An 18,788-nucleotide genomic window follows, 5' to 3' on the forward strand; every position below is an offset into this window, starting at 1 on the left:
TGCAGCGTCGATGAGCGGCACCGCTGGCACGGGCACGTCGGCTCACGGGTTTCTGCACACACAACAACGATGAAAGTACCCGTCTTCCCCCGATACAAGCTGCCGCTGCTGATCGCGAGCCTCGCTGCGTGGTATGTGCCGGCGCATGCGCAAACGGTACCTCCCGCTGTTCGACCGGTGCAGGATCCGGCGCAACTGATCATCGAACAACAGCGCGAACAGGCGCGTCAGCGCCAGCTCGAGCAGCCGCCGGCTTCGGTGACGATCCCGTCGCTGTCCGATACGACGCTCGACATCCCGCCCGGTACGCCGGTCGACGCGATCGTCGAAAACGGCCCGACATTTCGGGTCGAGCAGATCTTGCTGCAATCGCCCGACGGCAAAACCTTCGAGTCGCCCAGCGGCGTGTCGCGGGCGAAGCTCGATACCATCGTCACCGAGTTTGCGAATCACGAGCTCGGCACGCACCGCATCAATGTGCTGCTGAAGCGTCTGACGGATACCTTCGTGTCGGCTGGCTACGTGACGACTCGCGCACTGCTCGGCACGCAGAATTTGTCGTCCGGTACGCTCAGGGTCACGATTCAGGTTGGCCACATCGCGGATTTTGTCGTCAACGGGCAGCCGATTCATCGCCTCAAACCCGGCGAAGCGTCGGCGGGTGGTGGCTGGCTCACTGACGTCGGCTATGCAAATGCATTCCCCGTGTCGCCTGGCGATCCACTGCGCCTGTCGGACATCGATCAAGGTGTCGCGCAGATCAACCGCTTGCGCCGCAATCAGGCGGCGGTGCAGATCCTGCCGGGCCAGAATGCTGGCGACTCGATCGTTGAAATCGACAACAAGCCCGGTGACCGGCTGTATTTCAATCTCGGTCTCGACAACTACGGTAGTTCGGCAACCGGGGTGACGCGCTATCGGGCCGGTGTCGAAGCGAACAACCTGCTCGGACTGCAGGAATCCTTGAGCCTCAATTTCCTTGACAGTCAGGACAGCAACGCGCTGGTAGGATCGTTCGCCGTGCCGTTCGGGCGGAACACATTCAGCTACACGATCGCGGACTCCGAGTATCAGCAACTGATCGGCTCGACGGCGCTGCTCTACGGCCGCACGCTCTCGCATATTTTCGGCTGGAACTATCTGGTCGGCAGGAGTGCGAGTGACATCACGAGTATCGATACGACACTCTCGTGGCGTCGTACCGACCGGACCATCAACGGGGCGGACCTCGATCCGCAGCGCGTCGCCGTGCTCAGGGTTGGTGGAAACTGGCTGCACAAGTTCGTGATGAACGACGCGCAGGGGAATTTCACCGTCAATGGCGGGGTGTCTCAAGGCTTGCCATGGTTCGGCGCGAATCACGATGAGCACGGCATCGCGCGCGACGCAGCGCATAGCCAGTTCACCAAGCTAGATGCGACAGCAACGGTGACGTTGCCGCTGCCGAAGCTGAATGGGGCGGTGTTGGTGTACCGGGGCGCGTTGGGCGGCCAGTACACGAATACGGCGCTGTTCGGCTCGGAGCAACTCTACCTTGGCGGCATGGACACGATCCGGGGCTTTCGGTCGGGCGAGATTGCCGGCGATCGCGGAGTCTATTCGCGCAACGAGTTCGCGTGGGTGAACGTGCCGATGTGGAAGGAGGGCCGCATCGAGCCGTATGTATTTCTCGATGCCGGAAAGACAAGCCTGATCGGCGCCTCGGGCTTTCCGACGCTCGCAGGCATCGGGGCCGGCCTGCGGGCGCAATGGCAGTGGCGCAAGCAATCGCTTTCTGGCGAGATGCTGGTCGGTCGTGCACTGACACAGCCGGCCGCGCTGGGCAACAAGGCGACCTTGGTACTCGGCACGTTGAACTGGTTTTACTAAGCAGCATTTGGTTGAATCCGCACCCGCTGTCGGACACTGTGCGCAGCGACTGAGGTTGCTGTGCTTTTTTATACAAGCAGGAGCATCAAGCATGCAAACGACGTTCAACCGAGTTCTCATCGCGACGGTGATTGCCTGGCAATTGGCGCTGCCTGTGCAGGCGCAAGCACAATCCTCGGCATTGCAGACGGGTGCCGTCGCAACGGTAAACGGCGTGTCCATCACAAAGGCGGAAGTCGACGCGCTGTTGCAGGCGTCCCGCCAGCCCGATACACCGCAGGTTCGCCAAGCGATCAAGAACCAACTGATCGCACGGGTGCTGATTCAGCAAGCAGCTGAAAAGGCAAACTATGGCAGCAAGCCGGAAGTGCAGACGGCAATGCAGTTTGCGAGATCGAACGCCGAGACACAACTTTTCGTGCGCGATAACGTGAAACCGGAGCCGGTCACGGATGCACAAGTGAAGGCGCGCTACGACGAGATCGTTGCATCGCTCGGAAAGGAAGAGGTCAAGCCGCGCATCATCGTGACAAAAGATGCAGCGACCGCCGCGACGGTGCTGGCTGGCCTGAAGGCGGGACAGTCGTTCGACGCACTGGCGCGACAGTATAGCCAGGCGCCGACGGCAGCAGCTGGCGGTGAACTGCCGTGGGTGAGCTTCAAGACGCCCGTGACGGACGGGAATACGCAAGGACTGCCGCTCGCGGTTGCGCAGGCGATCACTCAGCTGCCCGCAGGCGGTGTGACACCGCAGTCGATTGCCATCGGCAATGACGTCAATGGCCCACGCGCGGTGGTTAAAGTCGATGCGAAGCGGCCGACGCAGGTGCCATCGTTTGACGTGGCGAAGGCGACGATTCAGCAGCAGTTGCAAGCGTTGGCGGTCGAGAAGGCGACGGCGAGTTTCGTCGGCGGACTGATGAAGAACGCAACGATTCAACAGTAAGCGTAGCCACCGGAATGCCGCAGAAGCGCCCCAACCGCCGACCGCGCAGCAAGGCAGAGCTATTGCCGCCACCGGCGGCCCACGTCCGCTCCATTTCGCTCTAAAACCACCTCGCGCTGGCGACTATCCGGAGTGGACAGGGCATGCCTGAGACGATGATCGCGTAGCGAGGGTGCTCTGTTTGGGGTACTTCCTTGTCGAGTCCGACGTATCGAATTTCGACCTTGGGTTTTTCTTCGCGGCGATCGCGTTCGTGATGACCACATCGCTCGCGGACAGTGTGGCCTATGTATCGACCGATGCGTCGGGTCGCTCCGTGTTGTCCGGTCGCGCATCCGGCTCCGCGCCATCGCCCGCCCCACCGTCGCGCCATTGCGCAAGATCGCGCCACAGCGCCGGGCGCGCATGGTCGCGCGGCGGCAACTTGATCACGTACGCAACGCCGCGCACGTTGACCACGACACCCGAGTCGGGCAGCGTGGCCGGGATACCGGAGAACGGTTGATCGGCGTCCGGTTCGGAAGCGGTGCCCGGGCCGGGCGGGCGTCGAAACATCATGCGAATTCTCCGTGGCGCCGCGATACGGCGCGTCAGTAGCGGACACGCCCGATCAACCCCAGCGGGTCGATCGCGTGCTGGACGGCGGCGGCGACCTGCCGGTGTGCGGCCGGCACGTACTTGCGGTAGTACGCGACGTTCACTGGCCCGACGCCATGTTCCGCGCTGAAGCACCCGCCCGCGCGCACGACGCGGTCGTACAGCGCGCCGCGCAGTGCAACCTGCTGCAGCGGCCCGTAGCGTTGCGCACTGGCGTGCGGGATCGACACGACGAGATGGCAGCCGCCGTCGCCGAAATGGCCGAACGCATGACAGCGCAGTGACGGATGCGACGCGGCCAGCCATTGCTCGGCGTCGGCGACGAACGATGCCAGCGCACCGCGCGGAAACGACACGTCGAACGACAGCGGAATGCCTTCTTGCGTGACCGCGACCGGCAGCGCGTCGCGGATTCGCCAGAAACGTTCCGCCGGTGCGCAGGCCGCGTCGAGCACCACGCGTTCGTTCGCGAGCGCGTCGAGCGTTGCGAGTGCGCGCTCCTCGAGCAGCGCATCGAGCCCCGGCATGCCGGTCGCGATCTCGACGAGCGCGTAGCACGCAGCATCGTTTGCCGCGAACGGAACGCGCAACGCCGGAAACGCGGTGGCGACGCAGCCGATCGCGGCGGCCGACATGAATTCGAACGCCGACAGCAGCTCGCCGAACGCGCGCTCGAACGCGAGCAGGCCGGCGAGCGCGGCATCGTACGACGCGAACGCGACGAACGCGGCGCACGACGACCGTTCGAGCGCGGCGAGCGCGAACGACACGGCCGTCACGAGCCCGTTGGCGCCGTTCGCGCCGATGAAGCACTGCGTGATGTCGAAGCCCGCGTTGCGCTTGCGCAGCGGCGCGAGCGCGTCGATCACGGTGCCCGCCGCGTCGGCAAGCACGACTTCGACGCCGAGCACGTTGCGGCGCACGTCGCCGTACTTGATGAGGCGGCTGCCGCCCGCGTTGGCGCCGACGAGGCCGCCGGCCGCCGGATCGCTGCCGAGATCGATCGGCAGGCAGAGGCCGGCTTCGGCCGCCACGCGATTGATGTCGGACAGGCGCGCGCCGGCCTCGACGGTGATGCTGCGATTCGCCGGATCGAACGCGCGAATGGCGCGCATCCGGTCGAACGACACCACGCATTGCGCGCCGCTGCGATCGGGCACGGCGGCGCCGACGAGCCCGGTGCGTGCGCCCTGCGCGACGAGCGCGATCCGGTGCGCAGCGGCGATGCGCGCGAGCGCGCTCGTGTCGGCGGTCGAGGCCGGTCGCGCAACGCCGAGCGCGACGCCGCCAACCAGCGCCGCATCCGTTGCGTACGGCTCGCACGACACGCCTTCGAGCCAGCCGTCGCCGAGTGTCGCGGCGAGCGCGTGCCGCTGCGTGGCGCGTTCGGGCAGCGCGTTCATCGTCAGTTCGCCCGCACGAGTTGCTTGCGCAGGCGGCCGCGCACGACGACCAGCGCGATCAGCGGGACGACGCCGCCCCACAGCGGGCTGTGCCGCATCGCGATCGACACCGCGAGCGCGATGGCGGTGACGGCGAGCAGGACGAGCGACAGCGAACGCGCCCGCGTGTGATCGACGAACGTGCCGTCGACGAAACCGCCGTCCGACCACGCGGTATGCACGATACCGACCACCAGCACGCAGACGAGCATCGCGGCCGGCCCGAGTTCCTCGCCCCACAGACGGCTACCCATCGGCGACACGATCGCGAGCACGGCGCCGATCACGAGGAACAGGTCGACGCCGATCGCGATGCTGTTGCGGTTCGCGCGCCGGATCAGCCATGCGCCGTGCACGAGTGCGAGCACGCCGCCGATCAGGAACGCGTGTGTCCAGCGCACGTCCGGCTGTTCGGGCCCGAGCCGGCCGTAGAACAGGAACACGATCGCCGGCAGGAAGTTGCTCGCGTGCAGAAGGTAGTCGGTTATGGGATTGGTCGATTTCATCCGGGGTTTCTCCATCGTCAGGACAGCGGGCGACGCGTCACGCGTCATGCCAGCGGAACAGCCGCGCGGCGGCGAACAGGAACAGCGCCGTGCTCGCGGCCATGCCGAGCAGTTGCGGCGCGAGTTGCGCGTACGGCGCGCCGTCGACCAGCGCGCCGCGCAGCGCGACGGCGAACTGGTTGGTCGGCAGGAACGCGAGCACGGCCTTCAGCCATGCCGGTGCGTCGTGCATCGGAATCGTCAGGTCGCTGAAGAACAGCAGCGGGTAGTAGGTGACGTTGCATGCGAGTTCGGCGGCCGCCAGCGATTTGGCGCGGCTCGCGAGCAGCACGCCGATGCTCAGCACCATCGCCGCGCCGAGCAGCACGATCGGCAACGCACGCAGGCCGTCCGGCGTCGCGATCGGCAGCGCGATGCCGAACGCGACGCGCGCGACCGTCAGCAGCACGAGCGCCGACAGCGCCATCATCGCCATCCGCGCGACGATCAGCGCGGCGAGGAATACGCCGCGCGAAACCGGGAAGCACACGTACAGCTTGAACGTATTACGTTCGCGCAGCGAGGCGATCGCGGTCGTCGTCGAGTTGAGGCCGATCGCCATGAACGCCATCACCAGGATGCCGGTCGCGAAGAACGCGCCATAGTCGAACGGGCGGCGCGCCGGCGCCGCGTTCTCGAAGCGCGCCTGCGCGGCGGGCAGCCCGAGCCGCTGCGCGGCGCAGCGCGCGAGCGCGATCTCGACGACCCGCGAGGCGGCCTTGACCGCGAGCGAGCCGTTGAAGTCGTAGCGGATCGTCGCCGGCGTGCGTTCGTCGGCGCCGAGCACGACGGTCACGCGATCGGCCGCCGCGCCGCTGCCGCCGAAAGTAGCCTTCACCGTGTCGCTGTGCGACAGGCTTGCGACGATCTGCGCTTCGCACGCGCGGCTGTACGGCGTCGGGCCGCCGGGCACGTCGAACGCGACGTCGACCGTGCCGAGCGAGCCCGAGCCGCCGAACGCGAACAGCATCACGCTCAGCAGGAACACCGGGAACACGAGCGTCCAGAACAGCGACGAGCGGCTGCGCAGGTAACCGAGCAGCTCGTTGCGCACGAGGATCAGGAAGACCTTAGTCATGGGCAGGGCCCTCGGTGCAGAGGCGCAGCAGGTCGCCCGGCGTGCTGGGCGCGAGCGCGAGATGCTGGATGCCCCGTTCGCCGACGATCCGGTGCACGTTCGGATGCAGCGTCGCATCGCCGAACGCTTCGACGACGTGCGACGCCGATACGCGCACGCCGGTCACGCCGGGCAGCGCCGCGAGCCGCTTGCGCAGCGCGCGCGCATCGGCTTCGTCGCGGCAATGCAGGACCGCGCGCGCGTCGCCGACGAGTTCCGCCTGCAGCGTCGCCTTGTCGCCCTGGTAGCGCACGCCGCCGTCGCGCACCCACACGAGATCGTCGACGACGGCCAGTTCCTCTTCGGCGTGGCAGATCATCGCGACGCTCGTGCCGTGCGCGCGGTGGCGCAGCAGGTCGATCAGGATGCCTGCATAACGACGGTCGAGGCCGGTGAACGGTTCGTCGAGCACGGCCAGTTCGGGCCGGTGCGCGAGCGCGACGTACAGGTCCACGCGCTGGCGCTGCCCCTTCGACAGCGCGCGGCAAGGCTTGTCGAGCAGTTCGGCGATGCCGAGCGCGCCGGTGATCGCGGCATCCGCGTGCACGTACATCGCGCGGTGCAGCGCGACGATCTCCGACACGCGAAGGTGGTCGGGATACTCGACCTTCTGCAATTGCGCGCCGATCCGCCGCAGCGACCGCGTGTCGCGCATGAAGCGCTCGGCCGGCACGTCGAGCACGCGCACGTCGCTGCCGCCGCGCCGGAAGCCGAGCAGCGTTTCGAGCAGCGTGGTCTTGCCGGAGCCGTTCGGCCCGACGATCGCGGTGATGGCGCCGAGCCGGAACCGCACGTGTCGCGCGGAAAAGCGGAAATCGCCGGCCGCGACGTCGATCGCGCGGGCGCCGAGCGCCGCGCCCGGCGCATGCGCGTCGGGCAGCGGCGGCGTGCCCGAGCGCTGCGGCCGGTCGAACGCGGTGTGCGGGCCGAACATCGCGCGCACGGAGGCGAGGAAGGAGACGCTCATCGTTGCATCCTGTCAGTCGAACAGCATGACCTGCGTGTCGCGCGCGCCCCGGTACGGGTTGCGGCCGTGCGCGACCAGCATGTTGTCGACGACGAGCACGTCGCCGGTTTGCCACGGGAACGCGAGTTCCTCTTCGTCGAATGCGTCGTAGATCGCGACGAGATCGTCGAACGGCATCGGCGAGCCGTCGCCATAGCGGATCTCGTACGGGAACGCGGCGCGCGCGCCATACATGCGCTGCAGGTAGCGGTAGCTGAGCTCGCCCATCGAGCGCGGGTTCGGGTGCTGCGCGCTCGCCTGGTTGAACCAGACGGTTTCGCCGGTGCGCGGATGCGCGCGCAGCGCACTGCCGACGTGCGACACGGTCACGCTGCCGTCGTCGAGCCAGCGGCAGCCGACGCCGCGCTCCGCGCACAGCCGCTCGACCTCGTCGCGGTCGCTCGTGCCGAACGCGTCGTGCCACGGCCGGTGGTATTCGGCGAACGGCAGGCCCGGGTTGGCGGCGAGCCCATCCGCGCGATCGCCGGGCGCCGCGAAATTGCGCAGGTACATCACGCCGCGTGCGGCGAACCGTTCGCGCAGCGCGGCCGGCACGCGCGCCGTCACACGCCGCATGTCGCAGATCGGCGTTTCGCCGCCCGCGTCGGCCGGCTGCCGGCAATAGAACGCGACGAGGCGCGGGAACGCAGGCATGTAGGCCATCTCCTGGTGCAGCCCGATCTTGAACGGCGGCGGCATGCGGGTCGATTCGTAGACCTGGCCGTCGATCTGCCGGCGCGGCGCGGCGCCCGCCGTATAGCCGTTCGCGTGCGCCGGATAGAGGGCACCGAGCCGGCCGAACGCGGCGGTGTCGGGCACCGCGAAACCGCGCCACAGCAGCGCGCCGCATGCGTCGAGCAGCGTGTCGATCGTGTCGAGCCGCGAGCGGTACCACGCGACGAACAGGTCCGGCGAGTTCGCGAGTTCGGCGTTGCGCGGCGTCACGCACAGCGGCAGCGTCGCGCCGGGTGCGACCGCCGCGCAATGGACGTCGTCGGCGCCGAGCCGCATGGCGGCGTGCGCGGCCAGGAAGGCGAGATCGGTCATCGCTCAGGCCAGCGCCGGTTTCTTCAGCAGGATTTCGAAGCCGAGCGCGCCGAGCCCCGCGCTCGGGCTGTAGATCGACGCGACGTCGGCCAGGCCGGCTTCGGCGACGAGCGCATGCGCTTCGTCGAGCGTGATCTTTTCCTCGACGTGGGTCGGCGGATAGTCGGCGGCGGCGCGCATCTCGGTGAAGCGGTCGAGCAGGTGCTGCGGCGCATCGCGGCGCATGTCGTGCACGAGCGCGATGCCGCCCGGTTCCAGCACGCGATACATCTCGGTCAGGCTGAGCGCCTTGTCGGGCAGGTGGTGCAGCGTCGCGCGGCCGACCGCCATCGTCAGCGTGCCGTCGTCGAACGGCAGCGCGAGCGCGTCGCCGACGCGCATCTCGATCGTGTCGTCGAGGCCGAGCTCGTGGATGCGCGGGCGGCCTTCGTCGAGCATGGCCGGATCGAGGTCGATGCCGACGTAGCGCCAGTCGCGCATCGCCGGATCGGTCGCGAGCCGCACCGGCACGACGCCGGTGGCCGTGCCGATGTCGGCGATCACGCCGGGCGTCATTCCGCGCGCCAGTTGGCGGATGCGGCTGATGAACAGCAGGTCCCACGGTTCGAGCGTTTCGGTGGCGAAGCGATCGTAGTCGTTCGCCGGGCGCAGGTTCTTGAGCAGCATGACGTTCCTTTTGCGGAAGGGTGAGGGATCACAGCCAGCCGACCGGCACGGCGGCCAGCAGCCGTCGCGCGGTCGCGCTGTTGACGCCGAACGCAGGGCGGCGGCGGCGCTCGACGGCATGCGCGGCCATGGCCGCGATGCGTGCGCCGAGCCCGACGCCGACGCCCCACGACGGCGCGGCGACGCCGAGTTCGAGCAGCGTCGCGGCGGTCAGGAAATCGATGTTCGGTCGCAGCGCGCGGCGCGCGTCGGCCTGCGCGCAACACGCGTCGAACAGCGTCACGTACGCGCCGTCAAAGCCGCGCGCCGCGAACAGGCGACGCATGTGCGGCGGACGCGGATCGGCGACGAACAGCGGATGGCCGAAGCCGTACAGCGTGTGTTTCGCGTCGAGCGCCGCATCGATCGCCGCGCGCCCGGCCGCGTCGAGTGCGGCGGGCGGCGCGCCGGTGCCGCCCGGCACCGACAGCGCGAGCGCGCCGAGCCAGTTCATCGCTTCGAGCGCGGCACCGACGTGCGACGGTCCGCTCGCAAGGAAGCCGGCCGCGATCGCCTGCGTCAGCGTGACGCCGGTGCCGATCGCGACGCGCGGCGCGAGCACGGTCGGCGTGATGTAGCCGAAGCCGGCGTGCCATGCGACGAGCAGCATGTCCATCGCCGCTTGTGCGGCTGCATCGGTGCGCGTCGCGCCGGTCAGCACGAGCATGCGTTGCGCTTGCGTCGCGGCGGTGTCGAGCGATGTGCCGGCGCCGGCAGCGAACGGACGGCCCTCGATCGCCGCGTGCAGCAGGAACGGCGTGGCGGCCACGCACAGCAGCATCGCGTCGAGATCGGCGTCGTCCGGCTCGCCGCCGTGCATGCGTGCCTGTACGTCGTCGAGGCCGCGCAACAGGCCGGACGCGGCCGCGAACACCGGCGCGACGCCTGCCGCGCCGAGACTCGCGGCGACGAACTGCGCGGCCGAACCGGGCGCGAGCGCGTCGGCGAACGCTGCCAACCGCGCGCGGATCGCCACCTCGTGTGCTTCGTGCCCGACGCTGCCCGGCGCGACGTCGAACCACAGGTGCGCGAGCGCGCCTTCGAACGTCGTCGCGCCGATCAGCGCGTTCAGGTCGAGATCGCGCACGCGCAGCGCTTCGGGTTCGAGCGTCGCACCGTCGATGTCGGTGCCGCGATGGCGGGTCGCCGGGCGGCCGAGCAGGTTGCGCGGCGCGTCGCCGTTCGTGACGGCCGCGCCGGAATCGAGTGGGGTGTCCATGTCATTCCACCTGCGCGAGTTCATCGGTGCTGACGCTGATCGCCGCCTGCGCCATTGCGGCGATCACCGCCGCGTGCTGGTCGACGACGGGCAGCACGTTCGCGAAGTAGTAGCGCGCGCTTTTCAGCTTGCCGCGATAGAACGCGAGTTCGGCGGGCGTGTCGGCCGTTTCCGGCGCGTCGAGCCGGCGCGCGGCGATCGTCGCCGATTCGAGCAGCACCCATGCCGACGTGACGACGCCGAACATCTCCAGAAAACGCGTGTAGAACTGGCTGCTGCGGTGCGTGTGGCCGTCCTGCACGTCGCGCGCGATGTCGTCGAGCGCGGTGGCGATCCGGTCGGCGCCCGCGCGCAGCGCATCGAACAGCGGGCGCAGTTCCGCGTGCGTGCCCGTGTGATGCTGGCGTGCAAGAAACACGTCGAGCTCGTCGCGGTAGTACTGGATCAGCCGCGAATGACGGCCGAAGCCGAGCTTGTCGCGCACGAGGTCCTGCGCCTGGATGTAGTTCGTGCCTTCCCAGATCGACAGGATCTTCACGTCGCGCGCGTTCTGCTCGACGGGGCTCGCGTCGGTATAGCCGAGCCCGCCGTGCACCTGGATCGCGGTTTCGCAGATCCGCCACGCCTGGTCGGAGATGAACGCCTTGCAGATCGGCGTCAGCAGCAGCTGGAGCTTGCGATGGCGCTCGATCTCGGCCGGGTCGGCATCGGGCGTCGCTTCGAGCATCGCCGCGCGCGTCGCGGTCGCCGCGAGCTTGCCGAGCAGGCCGCGGCAGCCGTCGACGCGGCTTTTCATGTCGACGAGCATGCGCTGCACGTCCGCGTGCTCGACGATCGCGACGCGCGCCGCGTGGGTGTTCGACGCGCGCTCGATCGGCCGGCCCTGCAGCCGGCGGCCCGCGTATTCGACCGCGTGCAGGTACGCGCTCGATGCGACGCCGACGCCGAACATGCCCGTGCTCATCCGCGCCTGGTTCATCAGCGGCATCAGCTGCAGCAGCCCGACGTTGCGCCGGCCGCCGAGCAGCCAACCCTTGGTCGTGCCGTTCGAGCCGAACACGAGGTGCGTGTTCGCGCAGCCCTTGAGCCCCATCTTGCGCGGCAGGCCGATGCAGTCGACATGGTTCGGCTGCAGCTCGCCGGTTTCCTCGTCGGGCCAGAAGCGCGGCACGACGAGGCACGACAGCGAGAACGAGTCCGGCGACGCGGTATCGATGCGGCCGAGCACGAAATACAGCGTGTTCTCGGTCAGCTCGTGCATGCCCGCCGAGATGTAGACCTTCTCGCCGTCGATCGCGTAGATGTCGCGTTCGAGCGGCGTCGCGCGCAGCGCGACCGCGGTCAGGTCGGTGCCGGCCTGCGGTTCGGTCGCGCAGAAGCAGGCGTCCCAGCGGTACGCCTCGAGCGGTGCAATCAGCGCCTTCTGGTGCGGCGTGCCATGCATCTGCAGCAGCTTGATCGCGGGGCGCGTGAAGCCGCCGTACGTCATGAACGACGGATTCGCGCCCATGAACATCTCGTAGATCATCTGCGTGACGATCGGCGGCAACCCGTGCGCGGTGCCGAACAGCGTGTTCGACCATTCGTCGCGAAAACGCGCCCACAGCGCGTGGAAATGCGACGGAATGCGTACCTGGCCGTCGTCGAGCAGCGTGCAGCCTTCGACGTCCGCCTGCTGGTAGCTGCGCCCGAGGTCGAGCGCGAAATCCCGCGCGCGTTCGAGCAGCGCGTCGACCGATGCGCGATCGTGCGTGCTGTACGGGCCGTGCTCGAGAAAGTGCCGGTCCGCTTCGAACAGCTCCCACAGAAAAAAGCGCAGCTCGCGCAGGCTCACCTTGTAGGCGCTCATCATGCGTCTCCTTCGATATCGAGCGCGGCATCGAAGCCGCCGGCCAGGTCGACGACGGCGGCGGCCGCCGCGCCATGCAACGCCGCGTCCCATACGAGCACCGTGCGGCGCTCGCCTTCGTCGAGCGCGCCGGCGAGCCGGATCAGCGCGGCCGCCGATTCGGCCGACGACAGGTGGCCCGACCCGTCGTGCTGGATCCGCGCGCCGAGCGGGATCGACGCGGCGTCGGCCACGCGTGCCGCGAAGCCGGGATCGAAGCCGGGCGGCACGCACCAGTCGATCTGGTTCGCGCGCAGGTTCGCCTGATCGAGCGCGCGGCGGATCGCGCGCGCGGCGACCGGCGCGAGCGTGTCGCGCAGCGCGGCCGGCGCGTCGGCCCACGGATCGGCGATCGACGGCCCGAATTCGACCGCGACGGACCGCACGCCACCCCACGCGGCCGGTTCGGGCGCCGGCCCGACGCGCGACACGAGCAGTGCGGCGGCCGCGTCGCCGTAGCCGACCAGGTCGCCGAACTGGCGGAAGAACGGGTAGAGCCACTTGTCGCTGAGGATCACGAGCGCCTGGTCGCCTTCGTCGAGCAGCCCGTCGAGCAGCATCAGCGCCGAATACCAGCCGAGCGTGCCGTTCTGGCCGAGTGCGAACGGCGTCACGCGCTGCAGGCCGAGTTCGTACTGCATGCGGCCGACGACCGAGTCGCCGATGCCTTCGTTGAGCGCGCAGCTCGCGACGATCACGTGCGTCGTGCGCGCGAGCTGTCCGGAGCCGAGCTGGTCGCGCAGGTCGAGCGCGGCATCGGCGGCGAGATCGGCGAGGCTGCGCCCGGGCGGCGCGACCCGCAGCGCGGGCCGGCCGCCGGGCGCGAGGCGCGTGCCTTCTTCCGGCGTCAGCGCGCCTGTTCCGCGCGGTCGTGCGAAGCGCGCCTGCGGCAACAGCAGGTGACGGTAGCCGGGATGGCGCTCCTGCGCCTGGATCGCGCTGAACACGACGGCGGGCGGCAGCACCACGACGCCGCCGGACAGCGCGAGCGTGCCGGGTGCGGCGACGCGGCGCGCGTCGAGACAGGTTTCATCGAGCGTCGACAGGGTCATGCGGCGTTCTCCTCGAGGTTCGTGCGCGCGAACGCGTCGCGATACTGGGCTTTGAGCGCCGGGCGGTCGATCTTGCCGTTGGGGTTGCGCGGCAACGCCGGCAGCGGCTCGACGACGAGCGGGCTCATGTAGGTCGGCAGCGCGTCGCGGCAGGCGCACGCGATATCGGCGCGGCACGCGTCGGCGTCGAGCGTCGACACGACGCACGCGGCGATCGCTTCGCCGAGCGCCGGGTGCGGGACGCTGAACACGGCCGCTTCACGAATGTGCGGCAGTGCGAACAGCACGTCCTCGATCTCGGTCGGGCTCACGCGATAGCCGGATGTCTTGATCATGTCGTCGCCGCGCGCGACGAAGTACAGGTAGCCGTCCGCGTCGCGTCGCACGATGTCGCCGGACCACACGGCGACGTCGCCGCGCGGGATCTCGCCGTGCCGGCGCGGCAGCGCGCGAAAGCGCTGCGCGGTCAGCTCGGGCCGGTTCCAGTAGCCGAGCGTGACGAACGCGCCGCGATGCACGAGTTCGCCGGGCTCGTCGGCCGCGCATTCGCTGCCGTCCGCACGCAGCACGAGGATTTCCGCGTTCGGCACGGCCTTGCCGATCGACGTGGGGCGCAGCGCCGCGTCGGCCGGCGCCAGGTACGTCGAGCGGAACGCTTCGGTCAGCCCGTACATCAGGTACGGCGCGGCGTTCGTGAACAGCGCCTGCAGGCGGTGCAGCAGCGGCGTCGCAAGGTGGCCGCCGGTGTTCGCGAAGCGGCGGATCCGCGCGCGCGCCGTGTCGCTCCAGCCGGCGGACGCGAGCTGCATCCACAACGGCGGCACGCCGGTGATCGACGTCACGCCGAACGCGTCGCAATGGCGCGGCACTTCGGCTGGCTGGAGGAAGTCGAGCGGCGCATAGCACGCGCCGGACGCCAGCGCGGTCGTGAGCTGGCTCAGGCCCGCGTCGAAGCTGAGCGGCAGCACGCCGATCACGACATCGTCGTCGGCCAACCCCTGGTACGCGGCCACGCTGAACGCGCCCGATACGAGGTTGCGGTGCGATACGACGACGCCTTTCGGCTTGCCGGTCGAGCCGGACGTGTAGAGCAGTGCGGCCGGATCGTCGTCGACCGGCCGGCCGGCGGGCGCCGGCATGTCGCCCGGCGCGGCGATCGCATCGGCCAGTTCCTCGATCAGCAGCACGCGTGCGCCGATCAGCGCCGCGAGCGCGGGCAGGCGCTTGAGCCGTTGCGCGCCGGTTATGAACAGCGCCGTGCCGCTGTCGGCGACGATGTGTTCGATCTGCGCTTCCTTCAACTGCGGATTGACCGGCACGAAGATCGCGCCGAGTGCGTTGGCCGCGAGCATCGCGACCACGGTCTCGATGCGCTTCGGCGCGTAGATGGCGACGCGCTCGCCGGGCCGCACGCCGCGCGACGCGAGCGCGGCCGCGGCGCGCCGGACCGCGCGCGCAAGCTGTTCGTAAGTCATCTCGCCGCCGCCGTCGGCATACGCGACACGCTGCGGCCAGCGCGCGGCGCCGTGCTCGAGCAGGTCGGCGACGCTGATCAGTGCGTTCATGATCGGCTCCTCTCTCTGGATGTTTCAGGCGGGCCGCACGTACACGTGCGCGGCTTCGTGGGACAGGAAATGCGCCATCGAGTACGTGCGGTGATACGCGCCGCAGCGCGCGAACACGGCGATGTCGCCGACCTGCGGCGGTGCGCCGGTGTCGTCGCGGCCGATCACGTCCGCGCGGCTGCAGGTGCTGCCGGCATAGATCGTCGGCACGCCGCGCGATGGCGGCGCGGGCGTGCGGCGCACGAGCGACGGCGCGGCCAGGCGGCGCATCACCGATTCGGTCTGCGCGAGCAGGAACGCATGCGACAGGCCGCCGTCGCAGACGGCAATCGTGCGGTCCTGCCACGCCTTGACCGCGACGACGCGGGTCGCGAACACACCCGCGTCGGCGAAGATCGCGCGGCCGGCTTCGTGTGCGAGCGAGTAATCGCCGGCCAGCGGCGCGAGCGCGGTCGCATAGCGCGCGAACGCGGCATCGCCCGGATGATCGTCGGCAAAGCCGCCGCCGAGGCTCAGCGAGCCGAGCGGCGCGCCGTTGGCCGGTGCGAGATCGCGTGCAAGCGCCGCGAGCAATTCGGGCAGCGCGAGCGTGTCGGGTTGCGTCGCGTCCTGGCGGATGAACGAATGCGGGCCGGAGAATACGTGCAACCCGGCTACGGCCAAGCCGGCGGCGGCGAGCGTGCGCACCGCGTCGTGCGCTTCGTTCGGCGTCATCCCGAAGTGGTCGTGCCACAGCGCACGTGCGTGCTCTCCGGCGAGCGCGCCGGCGTTCAGGCGCAGCAGTACCGGGCCCGGCGTGCTGCCGCCGGCCGCCGCCTCGCGCGCCAGCGGCACGAAGCGCGCGACCGCGTCCGGGTTGTCGAGCACGAAATGGCAGCGCGACGCGAGCCCCGCACGCATGAACATCTCGTCCATCGACGGATTGTTCAGGTAGCGCGGCGTCTTGATCCGGCCGATCACCGCGTCGAGTTCGCCACGACTCGCGAGCTCGACGCCGTCCTCGTACGCATGCGCGCAGCGCGCGAGCATGTCCTGGTTCGGGTTCGCCTTCAGCGACACGATCAGCTTCGTACCGAGACGGGCCTTCAACGACCGGTAGCGCGCGATCGCGACTTCCGGCTCGTACACGTAGCACGGCGTGCGCAGGTCGGCGATCCAGGCAAGATCGCCGGCGGGCGGAAGCGGGCGTTCAGGCGTCATGGCGGCCCACCGGATGGAGCGTGGCGGCCGCATACGCGCCGCAGTTCGACTGCATCACGCCGAGCACGCGCTTGCCGTGTGCCACCGCATCGAGCCCGACGTCGGCCAGGTTGATCGGGAAATCCGAACAGCATGCGTGGCCGCGCGCAAAGATGTTCTCCGCATACAGCCGCTCGGCCGGCACGCGCATCGCGCGGCACAGCGCGTTCCAGCCGGGCAGGTCGGCGTTGTGCGGCAGCACGAGCTCGTACGCATCGAGCGCGTGCGGCTCGAGCGCGACGGCCGCGTCGATCGCCTTGCGCGTGTATGGCCACTCCATCATGATCAGGTCGGCCTCGTTCGCGGCGACGGTATCCGAGCCGCGGTGCCATTTCGCATGCGTCTCGATCGCGATGCCGCCGAGCCGGTTCTTCGTGCTGTTGCGCGCGATCAGCATCGCGGCCGCGCCGTCGCACTGCACGCCCGTCATCTGCCGCATCCGGTAATCCTCGCCGTACACGCGGTCGGACGATACGACGAGCGCCGCGTCGAGCTGCGGATGACTGCGCATCAGCGCGCGGACGGTCTCGATGCCGGCCGCCACCGACACGCAGTTCAGTTGTGCGACGGAGCCGAGCCACAGCGGCTCGATGCCGAAATGCGCGGCGAGTTCGTGCGGCAGGCTGCGCGGCGCGGGCGGCACGCTGAACTGCTGCGTGTGCACGTGCACGATCGCGCCGATCTCGGACGGATGCACGCGGGCCGTGTCGAGCAGGCGGCCGGCCGCCGCGATCGCGAGATCGGTCTCGCTCGTGTCGAGCGCCATGTGGAAATAGCGGCTGCCCGACTGCGCGATCGCCGCCGCACGCTGCGCCGGGTAGTCGCGTTCGGCGGCCCAGGCCTCGATATCGACGGGCAGGCCCGGCAGCTCGTAGGCCACCGCGTCGATGCCGATCCAGAAACCGGCGTCGCGGGATGCGTGGGAGGAGGGCATCGTCATGTCAGTTGAGCGGCATTGCCGCGTAGTCGAGGACGTCGAGTTTTTCGAAGGTCGCCTGTACGGTCGGCGTGAGCAGGCCCATCTCGCGGATCGTCGGCACGAGGCGCCGGAAGATCGAGCGGCGGATCGAGCTCGACACCGGTGATTCGCGCACCATCGCGCTGCATTCGCGCTTCGACAGCCCCATCGGTTCCCAGATGTCGTCCGCGCACAGGTGCTCGTACAGCACGGCCGCGCCTTCGCAGACGAACTGCTCGCGCTCGCGCAGCTCGTGCGAGCTCATCTCCGCATACACGCGGCACAGCGTGATCCGGCCGACCGCGAAATGACGCGATTCGTCGCGCTGGATCCGCATGAACAGATCCTTGATGAACGGATCGGTGCTGTACGCGACGACGCTCTGGAAGATCGACAGCGCGATGCCCTCGACGAGCACCTGCATCCCGAGGTTCGTCATGTCGAGCGCGCTGCTCGTGATCGTGTCGTGCAGCAGCCCCTTCAGCGAGCGGCTCATCGGGTAGCTGACGTCGAGCTTTTCGTTGACGAGCTTCGCGTAGGCTTCGACGTGGCGCGCTTCGTCCATCATCTGCGCGGCAGCGCACAGGCGTGCGCTCAGGCCGGACTCGGCCGATGCGAGCTTCGACGCGCAGATCAGCGCGGCCTGCTCGCCGTGCAGGATCTGCGACAGCAGCCAGCCCTGCGCGTGGTGGCGCACCTCGCGCTTGTCGGTGTCGGACAGCTTGCCCCACAGCTCGGTCCCGTAGATCAGCAGCGTCGGGTCGGGCATGCCGAGCGGATTCGCCGGGTCGAGGTCGTGGCTCCAGTCGACGTCGGTCGCGACGTCCCACTGCGACGCCTTCGCCTTTTCGTACAGCCGGTTCAGCGCTTCTTCGCGCAGCGCGTAGTCGTTCGACATCAGCGCGTCGACGGGCATCGACCAGCGGATATCGGCGGTGTCCTGCATAACGGTGAGCGTTTGAGTCATGTCAAGGTCTCCCCGGCCGCGCGGCGGCGCCGGAATGATGGGCGGAATCGGTAAGCGTTGTGGCGGCGGCGCGCGGTGTCGCCGGATGCGGCACGAGGCGGATCGCATACGCCGGCCACGGGCCGCGCAGTTGCGCGTCGAACGCGTCGGCGAGCCGCGCGGGCCAGATCGCGCAGCACACGCGGTTGTCGCCGGCAAACTCGGCGTCGCGCAGGATCCGGTCGCCGATCCACACGACGGGCGTGCCGCGCGCGGCATCGCGCAGCGCTTCGTCGTACAGGTGCACGCCGAGCAGCACGTGCGGCGCGAGCAGTTCAGCCGGCAGCGCGCCGAAGTACGGCGCGCAGACTTCGATGAACACGCGTGCGTCCGGATGCACGGCGTCGCGGATCCGCACGGTGGTTTCGGCGAGGAATGCGAAATACTGGACGTGGTCGAGCAGCACGCGGCGTTCGCCGCCGGAGGCGTCGCCTGCGTCGCACGCGTTGCCGGCCGCTTCCGCCAGCGCGGCGCGCGCGTAGTCGGCGGGCGTGTCGAGCGGCATCCGGTACGCGCTCGCCGCGACCGCGACGGGCCGCTGCGCATCGCGTTCGATCCGGTAGGTGAAGTGAACGGGTCGCACCATG

The 18,788-nt window shown here is 69.3% G+C and carries 17 protein-coding genes; 2 read left to right on the forward strand and 15 right to left on the reverse strand.

Annotated elements, in window-relative coordinates; all coding sequences use genetic code 11:
* Positions 1-69: 69 nt before the first annotated feature.
* On the forward strand, positions 70-1,869 hold the full coding sequence (locus tag R9B84_RS22180) for a ShlB/FhaC/HecB family hemolysin secretion/activation protein (protein ID WP_423760471.1): 1,800 nt from the start codon (positions 70-72) through the stop codon (positions 1,867-1,869).
* A 91-nt stretch (positions 1,870-1,960) separates the two neighbouring features.
* Positions 1,961-2,815, forward strand: coding sequence for a peptidyl-prolyl cis-trans isomerase (locus tag R9B84_RS22185; protein WP_423760472.1), 855 nt, complete (start codon positions 1,961-1,963; stop codon positions 2,813-2,815).
* 285 nt (positions 2,816-3,100) lie between these two features.
* Here the strand turns inward: R9B84_RS22185 and R9B84_RS22190 are convergent, their stop codons facing one another.
* From R9B84_RS22190 to R9B84_RS22260, 15 genes are read right to left on the reverse strand one after another with little or no spacing between them, the layout of a single operon-like run.
* Positions 3,101-3,373, reverse strand: coding sequence for a hypothetical protein (locus R9B84_RS22190; protein ID WP_423760473.1), 273 nt, complete (start codon positions 3,371-3,373; stop codon positions 3,101-3,103).
* Between the two features lie 32 nt (positions 3,374-3,405).
* Complete coding sequence (locus R9B84_RS22195) at positions 3,406-4,815, reverse strand: FAD-binding oxidoreductase (RefSeq protein ID WP_423760474.1); 1,410 nt, start codon at positions 4,813-4,815, stop codon at positions 3,406-3,408.
* A gap of 2 nt (positions 4,816-4,817) precedes the next feature.
* Positions 4,818-5,360 carry a permease gene (locus R9B84_RS22200; RefSeq protein WP_423760475.1) on the reverse strand — a complete coding sequence of 181 codons (543 nt, stop codon included), beginning with the start codon at positions 5,358-5,360 and terminating at the stop codon, positions 4,818-4,820.
* 37 nt (positions 5,361-5,397) lie between these two features.
* Positions 5,398-6,477, reverse strand: a complete 1,080-nt coding sequence (locus tag R9B84_RS22205; RefSeq protein WP_423760476.1) for an ABC transporter permease — start codon at positions 6,475-6,477, stop codon at positions 5,398-5,400.
* Entirely contained in the window at positions 6,470-7,483 is a 1,014-nt protein-coding gene (locus R9B84_RS22210) for an ATP-binding cassette domain-containing protein (RefSeq protein ID WP_423760477.1), read from the reverse strand. The genes R9B84_RS22205 and R9B84_RS22210 overlap by 8 nt, the downstream gene beginning before the upstream one ends.
* A 12-nt stretch (positions 7,484-7,495) precedes the next feature.
* Complete coding sequence (locus tag R9B84_RS22215) at positions 7,496-8,569, reverse strand: TauD/TfdA family dioxygenase (protein WP_423760478.1); 1,074 nt, start codon at positions 8,567-8,569, stop codon at positions 7,496-7,498.
* A 3-nt stretch (positions 8,570-8,572) separates the two neighbouring features.
* Positions 8,573-9,235, reverse strand: coding sequence for a class I SAM-dependent methyltransferase (locus R9B84_RS22220; RefSeq protein WP_047904457.1), 663 nt, complete (start codon positions 9,233-9,235; stop codon positions 8,573-8,575).
* 28 nt (positions 9,236-9,263) lie between these two features.
* A complete protein-coding gene (locus tag R9B84_RS22225) occupies positions 9,264-10,493 on the reverse strand; it encodes a citrate/2-methylcitrate synthase (RefSeq protein WP_423760479.1) in 1,230 nt (409 codons plus the stop codon).
* 1 nt (position 10,494) lies between these two features.
* Positions 10,495-12,342, reverse strand: coding sequence for an acyl-CoA dehydrogenase (locus tag R9B84_RS22230; protein ID WP_423760480.1), 1,848 nt, complete (start codon positions 12,340-12,342; stop codon positions 10,495-10,497).
* Positions 12,342-13,433, reverse strand: coding sequence for a hypothetical protein (locus tag R9B84_RS22235; RefSeq protein ID WP_423760481.1), 1,092 nt, complete (start codon positions 13,431-13,433; stop codon positions 12,342-12,344). Before R9B84_RS22235 ends, R9B84_RS22230 begins: the two co-directional genes overlap by 1 nt.
* The gene (locus R9B84_RS22240; RefSeq protein ID WP_423760482.1) at positions 13,430-14,998 is read right to left on the reverse strand and encodes an acyl-CoA ligase (AMP-forming), exosortase A system-associated; all 1,569 of its coding nucleotides are present in this window, start codon (positions 14,996-14,998) and stop codon (positions 13,430-13,432) included. Before R9B84_RS22240 ends, R9B84_RS22235 begins: the two co-directional genes overlap by 4 nt.
* Positions 14,999-15,022: 24 nt before the next feature.
* Entirely contained in the window at positions 15,023-16,198 is a 1,176-nt protein-coding gene (locus R9B84_RS22245) for a PLP-dependent decarboxylase (protein ID WP_423760483.1), read from the reverse strand.
* Positions 16,188-17,177, reverse strand: coding sequence for a ketoacyl-ACP synthase III family protein (locus R9B84_RS22250; protein WP_423760484.1), 990 nt, complete (start codon positions 17,175-17,177; stop codon positions 16,188-16,190). Before R9B84_RS22250 ends, R9B84_RS22245 begins: the two co-directional genes overlap by 11 nt.
* Position 17,178: 1 nt before the next feature.
* Positions 17,179-18,162, reverse strand: coding sequence for a ferritin-like domain-containing protein (locus tag R9B84_RS22255; RefSeq protein ID WP_065504011.1), 984 nt, complete (start codon positions 18,160-18,162; stop codon positions 17,179-17,181).
* A gap of 1 nt (position 18,163) precedes the next feature.
* Positions 18,164-18,787, reverse strand: a complete 624-nt coding sequence (locus R9B84_RS22260; protein WP_423760485.1) for a hypothetical protein — start codon at positions 18,785-18,787, stop codon at positions 18,164-18,166.
* Position 18,788 lies beyond the last annotated feature (1 nt).

The organism is Burkholderia sp. NLJ2 (assembly GCF_049487195.1).
Classification (GTDB): Bacteria; Pseudomonadota; Gammaproteobacteria; order Burkholderiales; family Burkholderiaceae; genus Burkholderia; species Burkholderia pyrrocinia.

Excerpts from the sequence above, each read along its gene's own strand:
- R9B84_RS22195 (WP_423760474.1), bottom strand. The coding sequence starts at position 4,815 with ATGAACGCGCTGCCCGAACGCGCCACGCAGCGGCACGCGCTCGCCGCG.
- R9B84_RS22190 (WP_423760473.1), bottom strand. The coding sequence starts at position 3,373 with ATGATGTTTCGACGCCCGCCCGGCCCGGGCACCGCTTCCGAACCGGAC.
- R9B84_RS22230 (WP_423760480.1), bottom strand. The coding sequence starts at position 12,342 with ATGAGCGCCTACAAGGTGAGCCTGCGCGAGCTGCGCTTTTTTCTGTGG.
- R9B84_RS22185 (WP_423760472.1), top strand. The coding sequence starts at position 1,961 with ATGCAAACGACGTTCAACCGAGTTCTCATCGCGACGGTGATTGCCTGG.
- R9B84_RS22205 (WP_423760476.1), bottom strand. The coding sequence starts at position 6,477 with ATGACTAAGGTCTTCCTGATCCTCGTGCGCAACGAGCTGCTCGGTTAC.
- R9B84_RS22255 (WP_065504011.1), bottom strand. The coding sequence starts at position 18,162 with ATGACTCAAACGCTCACCGTTATGCAGGACACCGCCGATATCCGCTGG.
- R9B84_RS22245 (WP_423760483.1), bottom strand. The coding sequence starts at position 16,198 with ATGACGCCTGAACGCCCGCTTCCGCCCGCCGGCGATCTTGCCTGGATC.
- R9B84_RS22200 (WP_423760475.1), bottom strand. The coding sequence starts at position 5,360 with ATGAAATCGACCAATCCCATAACCGACTACCTTCTGCACGCGAGCAAC.
- R9B84_RS22210 (WP_423760477.1), bottom strand. The coding sequence starts at position 7,483 with ATGAGCGTCTCCTTCCTCGCCTCCGTGCGCGCGATGTTCGGCCCGCAC.
- R9B84_RS22180 (WP_423760471.1), top strand. The coding sequence starts at position 70 with ATGAAAGTACCCGTCTTCCCCCGATACAAGCTGCCGCTGCTGATCGCG.
- R9B84_RS22215 (WP_423760478.1), bottom strand. The coding sequence starts at position 8,569 with ATGACCGATCTCGCCTTCCTGGCCGCGCACGCCGCCATGCGGCTCGGC.
- R9B84_RS22225 (WP_423760479.1), bottom strand. The coding sequence starts at position 10,493 with ATGGACACCCCACTCGATTCCGGCGCGGCCGTCACGAACGGCGACGCG.
- R9B84_RS22250 (WP_423760484.1), bottom strand. The coding sequence starts at position 17,177 with ATGACGATGCCCTCCTCCCACGCATCCCGCGACGCCGGTTTCTGGATC.
- R9B84_RS22220 (WP_047904457.1), bottom strand. The coding sequence starts at position 9,235 with ATGCTGCTCAAGAACCTGCGCCCGGCGAACGACTACGATCGCTTCGCC.
- R9B84_RS22260 (WP_423760485.1), bottom strand. The coding sequence starts at position 18,787 with ATGGTGCGACCCGTTCACTTCACCTACCGGATCGAACGCGATGCGCAG.
- R9B84_RS22240 (WP_423760482.1), bottom strand. The coding sequence starts at position 14,998 with ATGAACGCACTGATCAGCGTCGCCGACCTGCTCGAGCACGGCGCCGCG.
- R9B84_RS22235 (WP_423760481.1), bottom strand. The coding sequence starts at position 13,433 with ATGACCCTGTCGACGCTCGATGAAACCTGTCTCGACGCGCGCCGCGTC.